The following is a 5709-nucleotide window of genomic DNA, read 5'->3' as shown; positions in this document are numbered from 1 at the left end:
CGTTGACGCCCAACGGGAAGCTGGACCGCCGCGGGCTGCCCGCCCCGGACGCGACCGCGGGCGGTCGGGCGCCCCGCGACCAGCGCGAGCGCGTGCTGTGCGAGCTGTTCGCGGAGGTGCTCGGGTTGTCGTCGGTCGGCATCGACGACGGCTTCTTCGACCTCGGCGGCCACTCGCTGCTGGCCACCAAGCTGATCAGCCGGGTGCGGGCCTGCTTCGGGGTCGACCTGGCGATCCGGAGCCTGTTCCAGGCGCCGACGGTCGCGGAGCTGGCCGCCCACCTGGGCGAGGACGACGACGGCGGCGCGTTCGACGTGCTGCTGCCGCTGCGCCGGGGCGGTTCGCTGCCGCCGCTGTTCTGCGTGCACCCGGCCAGCGGCTTCGGCTGGTCGTACGCGGGCCTGCTGCGCCACCTCGGGCCCGACCGGCCCGTGTACGCGCTTCAGTCGCGCGGCATGGACGCGGCGGGCGGGCCGTTGCCCACGACCGTGGGCGAGGTCGCGGACGAGTACCTCGCGCACATCCGCGCGGTGCAGCCGGAAGGCCCGTACCACCTGCTGGGCTGGTCGTTCGGCGGGCACGTCGCGCACGAGATCACCGCCCGGCTCCAGGAGCAGGGCGAGGAGGTGGCCGTGCTGGCGCTGCTCGACTCGTTCCCCAAGAGCGACGCCGAGCGCCTGCCCGGCACGCCCATCGACGCCGACGAGCTGTTCGGCGCCCTGCTGGACGTCTCCGGCTACGACCGCGCGGCACTGGGCGACGGTCCGCTGGACCGGGCCCGCGTGGCGGAGCTGCTCAGCGCGCAGGACGGCGTGCTGGGCGAGCTGTCCGAACAGCACCTGACCGGCATCCACGAGGTGTTTGCCAACAACACCAGGCTCGCCCGGGAGCACGTGAACGGCCGCGTCGCGGGCGACGTCCTGCTGTTCGTCGCCGCGCACGACCAGGGACCGGACGGACCGAGCCCGGACCGCTGGGACGGCCACGTGGACCGCGTCGTCCGCCACGACATCGCCGCCCACCACAACGACATGACGCAGCCGGCGCCGCTCGCCGACATCGGCCGCGTGCTGGCCCGAGCCCTCGGCGCCGCCGCGGGCGACCCCACCCCGGAAGGAACACGACCGTGACGAACCCCTTCGAGAACGACGACCTGAGCTACCTCGTGCTGGTCAACGACGAGGGCCAGCACTCCCTGTGGCCCGCGTTCGCCCGCGTCCCCGAGGGCTGGACCACCACCCTGGGGCCGGACAGCCGCGAGGCCTGCCTGCGCCACGTCGAGGAGAACTGGACCGACATGCGGCCCAAGAGCCTCGTCGCGGCGATGTCCGGGGCCGGCGCCTGAGCGTTCCCCCGCACGGGGCGCTTGCAAGTTCAGGCAATCGGCGCGCAGATCATTGAGCGCGCCGCCGGGCGCCGACTATGTTGGTTGCACGGCAGGGAAATCGAAAACCCCCGAAAGGTCCGGGGAAACCCGGCCTCGGGATTCCCCGGATCATTCATCACGCATCAGGTCACGGCGACGGGAAAGTGCCATGTCTGCGAAACGAAGCGCCATCGTAACCGGGGGTTCCCGGGGCATCGGCCGGGCCACCGCCATCGCGCTGGCCGACGAAGGGTTCGACATCGCCTTCTGCTACCGCGGCGGCGTCGAAGCCGCGGCGGAGACCGAGGCGGCGCTGCGCGAACGCGGCGTCGCCGTGTACCAGGCGCCGTGCGACGTCGCGGACTCCGAGGCGGTCGAGGCGTTCGTCAAGGCCGCCGAGGAGGAGCTGGGCGAGCTCGACGCGCTGGTCAACTCGGCCGGGATCGTCCGCGACAACCCGATGGTGCTGATGCCGCACTCGGACTGGAACGCGGTCATCGACACCAACCTGACCGGCACGTTCAACTTCTGCCGCACGGTCGCGTTCGGGTTCATGAAGCGGCGGTCCGGCGCGATCGTCAACCTGTCCTCGGTGGCGGGCGTCTACGGCACCGCGAGCCAGACGAACTACTCCGCGGCGAAGGCCGGCATCAACGGCATGAGCCGGGCGCTGGCCAAGGAGCTCGCGCCCTACGGCGTGCGGGTCAACGTCGTGGCACCCGGTTTCATCGAGACCGACATGACCGCCGAACTGCCCGACAAGGTGCGGGACAAGGCGAAGAAGATGATTCCGATGCGCCGTTTCGGCCAAGCGTCGGACGTGGCGGACCTGGTGTCGTTCCTGCTCTCCGACAAGGCCGGCTACATCACCGGCCAGGTGCTCCAGGTCGATGGCGGAATCGTCATCTAGGACCATGTCCCGCGACCCAGGAGAATTCCCGTGAAACGCACGCACGCCGCACCGCTGACCGCGGTCGACCGCGTCGAGGTGCTGCCCGGAAAGGGTGTCCGCGCCGAGAAGGACGTCGTCGCGCACGACCCCTACCTGGCCGGGCACTACCCGCACTTCACGATCTACCCCGGTGTCTTCACCATCGAGTCGGTGCACCAGGCGGTCCGCCGGATGGTGGCCGCCGAGCGCGGCGACGGGGTGCGCACCGAGATCGACACCATCGTGTCGGTGTCGCTGAGCGCGCCGCTGCTGCCCGGCGACGTCCTGCGCGTGCAGGCCGACCGGGTGCCCACCGCGGAGGACGACCTGGTGCGGGTGAAGGCCCTGTGCCGCCGCTCCGACGACGTCGTCGCGGCGAAGATGACCCTGGTCCTGCGCGTCCACCCGGAGGAGGCACTGTGACCGCCCAGCTGACGCGTCCCCTGCTCAGCCACGCCGACATCACCCGCGTGCTGCCGCACCGGCACCCCGTCCTGCTCGTGGACAGCGTGCTGGAGCTGGAGCCGGGCGTCTCCATCACCGCCACCAAGGCCGTCACCGGCTCGGAACCGTGCTACGCGGGCCTGGCCGACGGCCTGCCCGGCGCCGCCTACGCCTACCCGGTCTCGCTGATCGTGGAGTCGTTCGGGCAGGCGGGCGCGGTGCTGTGGCTGGTCGGCACGCCCGACGCCGAGCGGCCCGTCGGCACCCTGATCTTCGGCGCCGCCCGCGGCGTCGTCGTGCACGACCGCGCGTACCCCGGCGACGTCCTCACCCACCGGGTGCGGATCGAGACCATCATGGGCCCCAACGCGTTCATGTCCGGAGAGGTCCACGCGGGCGACCGGCTGGTCGCGACGATCGGCCAGGTCCTGGCCGTGATCCGCGAGACCGACGGCCTCGACGGCAACTGACCTACCCCCCGCACCACACGTCCCCGGCGCACGCCGGGCGATGACGCACACCCCGAGGAGCAACGATGACCAAGGCCCTGACCACGGAGCCGCAGCGGCTCGACGACCTCCGCGAGATCGTCGCCGAGGTACTGGAGATCGAGCCCGAGGAGATCACCGAGACCAGCGACTTCGCCGAGGAGCACGAGGCGGACTCGCTGCGGGCCATCGAGATCCTCGCCCGCATCGAGAAGAAGTACAAGGTGTCCATCCCGCAGGCGGAGCTGCCCAACATGGTGAACCTGCGCGCCGTCTACACGGTGCTCTCGCAGTACGCCGACTGGCAGGACTGACCGTGGACCGCCGTGTCGTGATCACGGGCCTCGGCCCCGTGTCGAGCGTGGGGATCGGTGCCGAGGCCTTCGGCGCCGCCCTGCGCGCGGGCCGCAGCGGCATCTCTCCGATCGCGAGCTTCGACGCCTCCGGCTTCCCCCACTTCAAGGCGGGGGAGGTGCACGACTTCGACCCGAAGGCCGTGGTGCGCTCGCTGTCGCCGGACGAGTGGGGGCGGACGAGCCTGTTCGCCGCCGCGGCGGGTCGGCTCGCCGTGGAGGACTCGGGCATCGACCCGCAGCTGCTGGCGCGCTCCCGCGCCGGGTCCAGCATCGGGACCACGAGCGGCGAGTCGCAGGTCATCGAGCAGCTCACCGCGCAGTGGGTGGACGACGGGATGCCGTCGATCTCCCCGGACCTCGTCCGACAGGCCCCGGCCTCCCGGCTGGCGGTCGCCGTCAACCGGGAGCTGGGCCTGACCGGCGAGGCCATGACCCTGTCCACCGCGTGCTCGGCCAGCAACTACGCGCTGGGCTACGCCTACGACCAGATCGCCACCGGTGACGCCGACTTCATGGTCGCCGGCGGGGCGGACTCGGTGTGCCGCTGGGCGCACGCGGGGTTCTTCCGCCTCGGTGCGCTCACCGAGCACGCGTGCTCGCCGTTCGACGCCAACCGGTCGGGCATCCTGACCGGCGAGGGCGGGGCGGCGCTGTTCCTGGAGACCCTGGAGTCCGCGGAGCAGCGGGGCGCGCACGTCTACGCCGAGGTGCTGGGCTACGGCCTCAACTGCGACGCCAACCACATGGTCGCACCGGACAAGGACAGCATCGCGGAGTGCATGCGGCGTGCCCACCGCAACGCGGGCATCGAGGCGTCCGACGTGGACTACATCTGCGCCCACGGCACGGGGACCCCGGCCAACGACGCGGTGGAGTCCAAGGCGGTGCTGGACGTCTTCGGCCCCACGCCGCCGCCGATCAGCTCCATCAAGTCGATGCTGGGCCACACGATGGGCGCGGCCAGCGGCTTCGGCGCGATCGCCTCGGCGCTGGGCATCGACCAGGGCTTCCTGCCGCCCACGACCAACCACACCACGCCCGACCCCGAGCTGGTCGGCATCGACCCGGTGCCGAACGTGGCCCGGGAGGCACGCCTGGACGTCGTGCAGAACAACGGTTTCGCCTTCGGTGGCAACAACGCCATCACGATCCTGGGACGGGTGGCATGAGCACCGCACCGGACACGCTGGCCATCACCGGCTGGGGAGTGCTGACCTCCACCGGAACCGGCGCCGACGAGTTCAGCGCCGCGGTCCGCGAGGGCAGGGGCGGCCTGGTCGACGTCGAGGGCGCGTTCGACGACGAGCTGCCGGAGTCCAAGGCGTGCGCGCTGGTCGGCTTCCACGCCCGGGACTACGTGGGGCGCAAGGGGACCGCGTTCCTCGACCGCAGCACGGCGCTGGCCCTGGTCGGCTGCCACCTCGCGCTGGCCGACACCGGCCTGGTCGTGGACGACACGAACCGCGACCGGCTGGGCATCGTCCTGGGCACGACCGCGGGGAGCTTCAAGTCCACCAGCGACTACAGCCGCGAGACGCTCGTGCAGGACAAGCCGTACCTGGTGAACCCGGTGCTGTTCCCCAACACCGTGATGAACTGCGCCGCCGGGCAGGCCGCGATCTGGCACAAGCTCAAGGGCGTCAACGCCACCGTGGCGGGCGGCCAGCTCGCCGGCCTCAACGCGCTGCGCTACACCCGCAACCTGGTCCGCCGCGGCTACGTGGACGGTGCCCTGGTCGGCGCGGTCGAGGAGTTCAGCCCGCACACCGCGTGGGGCACGCACAACGTGCACGAGCGGATCGGCGCGCACGTCCCGTTGGGGGAGGGCTCGGCGGTGTTCGTCGCGGAGAACCCCGACGTGGCACGGGCCGCCGGGCGCGCGGTCGACGCGGAGGTGCTGGCCGTGGAGATCGGCTCCAGCCCCACCGGTGACACCGCGGACGGCCTCGCGTCGTGCGTGACCCGGGCTCTGGAACGGGCCGGCGTCCACGTGGACGACGTGTGGGCCGTCGCGACCGGCGAGACCGGGGTCGAGCGGCTGGACCGGCTGGAGTCCCTGGGCGTCGCGCGGTCGTTGGGCGCGGGCCCGCGGCGCGTGCGCATCAAGGAGCTGGCCGGCGAGTG

The 5709-nt window shown here is 72.0% G+C and carries 8 protein-coding genes; all 8 read left to right on the top strand.

What is annotated here, in order from left to right:
- On the top strand, positions 1-1130 hold a 1130-nt coding region (locus tag AB0G02_RS26660; RefSeq protein WP_360798697.1), incomplete at its 5' end, for a thioesterase domain-containing protein.
- Positions 1127-1345: an MbtH family protein gene (locus AB0G02_RS26655; RefSeq protein ID WP_360798694.1), complete on the top strand. Its 219-nt coding sequence runs from the start codon at positions 1127-1129 to the stop codon at positions 1343-1345. The genes AB0G02_RS26660 and AB0G02_RS26655, both read left to right, overlap by 4 nt.
- A gap of 190 nt (positions 1346-1535) precedes the next feature.
- Positions 1536-2276: a 3-oxoacyl-[acyl-carrier-protein] reductase gene (gene fabG / locus AB0G02_RS26650; RefSeq protein ID WP_360798691.1), complete on the top strand. Its 741-nt coding sequence runs from the start codon at positions 1536-1538 to the stop codon at positions 2274-2276.
- Between the two features lie 30 nt (positions 2277-2306).
- Positions 2307-2720: a hypothetical protein gene (locus AB0G02_RS26645; protein WP_360798687.1), complete on the top strand. Its 414-nt coding sequence runs from the start codon at positions 2307-2309 to the stop codon at positions 2718-2720.
- Complete coding sequence (locus AB0G02_RS26640) at positions 2717-3211, top strand: beta-hydroxyacyl-ACP dehydratase (protein ID WP_360798684.1); 495 nt, start codon at positions 2717-2719, stop codon at positions 3209-3211. The genes AB0G02_RS26645 and AB0G02_RS26640 overlap by 4 nt, the downstream gene beginning before the upstream one ends.
- Before the next feature lie 65 nt (positions 3212-3276).
- A complete protein-coding gene (locus tag AB0G02_RS26635; RefSeq protein WP_360798681.1) occupies positions 3277-3543 on the top strand; it encodes an acyl carrier protein in 267 nt (88 codons plus the stop codon).
- Between the two features lie 2 nt (positions 3544-3545).
- Entirely contained in the window at positions 3546-4754 is a 1209-nt protein-coding gene (locus AB0G02_RS26630; protein WP_360798678.1) for a beta-ketoacyl-[acyl-carrier-protein] synthase family protein, read from the top strand.
- On the top strand, positions 4751-5709 hold a 959-nt coding region (locus tag AB0G02_RS26625), incomplete at its 3' end, for a beta-ketoacyl synthase N-terminal-like domain-containing protein (protein ID WP_360798675.1). The genes AB0G02_RS26630 and AB0G02_RS26625, both read left to right, overlap by 4 nt.

The sequence above is a fragment of the Actinosynnema sp. NPDC023658 genome (genome assembly GCF_040639995.1).
In the GTDB taxonomy this organism is placed as follows: Bacteria; Actinomycetota; Actinomycetes; order Mycobacteriales; family Pseudonocardiaceae; genus Actinosynnema.
This window is presented reverse-complemented; position numbering and strand designations above follow the sequence as displayed.